This window comes from Facklamia sp. P13055 (assembly GCF_050409445.1).
Lineage (GTDB): Bacteria > Bacillota > Bacilli > Lactobacillales > Aerococcaceae > Facklamia.
In genome coordinates this window covers 1-1124 of the sequence record NZ_JBNUPL010000050.1, presented here as the reverse complement: position 1 = coordinate 1124, position 1124 = coordinate 1, and the positions used below count along the sequence as shown (strand labels likewise).

Sequence of the window (1124 nt, the reverse complement as noted above, 5' to 3'; positions counted from 1 at the left end):
TGTTAAACGTAAATGATAATGTCTCAAGAGAACACAAATCAAAATGTCCCACTATCCACTATAATAAATGATGAAAAGGATAGGAGGGAAAATGATGGGAGATTATCTTACAGTGAAAGAAAAGCATTATTATGAAACAATTAAACAAGTCGTGAATGGTAAAAAAACAAAACAACGCGCGGAGGTCGAACTCGCTCTTTCTCGCCGTCAAATCAACCGATTGATTCAACGTTATTTATCGAAAGGACGTCGAGGTTTTCAGCATGGGAACTGTGGCAGGTCCCCTTCCACCAAGATTTCACCTTCTCTTAGAAAACAAATTGTGTCTATCTATCAAACAAAATATGCGTCATTTAATTTTAAACATTTTCATGAGTTTTTAGTGAAAGAAGAAGGCTTTTGTCTTTCTGAATCTTCCGTTCGAAACATTTTGTCTCAAGCTCACATTCTTGCTCCCAAAGCTCGTCGTTCAACGAAGCGCCGATGGAAAAAACAATTGCTAAACAAACAAAACAAATCGACTCTCACCCAACGCGAACTCTCCCTGTTGAAAGAGGTCCAATTAGTCGAAGGAAAGAAAGCGCATCCTTCTCGCTCCCGCAAAAAATATGCCGGAGAATTAATTCAAATGGATGCTTCTCAACATGTTTGGTTTGGAACAGAAAAAGCCTTTTTACACGTCGCCATTGATGATGCTTCGGGAGAGATTGTCGGTGCTTTCTTTGACAAGCAAGAAACTTTAGCTGCTTATTATGAAGTTTCTGCTCAGTTTCTAGAAAACAAAGGCATTCCTGTTGAAATTTTGACCGATAATCGCACGATCTTTAAGGCTGGGAGAAAAGAAAAAGGCTCTCTGTCTGACCAGAGAACCTTAACACAGTATGGATATATGTGCCAAAACTTAGGGATTGTCCTGTCGACGACTTCAATCCCCCAAGCTAAAGGACGCGTGGAACGCGTGTTTAACACACTTCAAGACCGCTTAATCAGCGAAATGCGTCTGGCTAATATCCAAACCTTAGCGGAAGCGAATCACTTCTTGATTCAATTTATTCCTCTATTTAATCAGCGATTTGCTTTCCAACTTAAAGATAACCGAAATGTCTTTCAAAAGATAGACCCTT

The 1124-nt window shown here is 39.6% G+C and carries 1 protein-coding gene; it reads left to right on the top strand.

Features of this window, described 5'->3' with window-relative positions; all coding sequences use genetic code 11:
* Positions 1-94 precede the first annotated feature (94 nt).
* A partial coding sequence (locus ACQV2O_RS08580) for an ISNCY family transposase (protein WP_428875563.1) occupies positions 95-1124 on the top strand: 1030 nt, incomplete at its 3' end.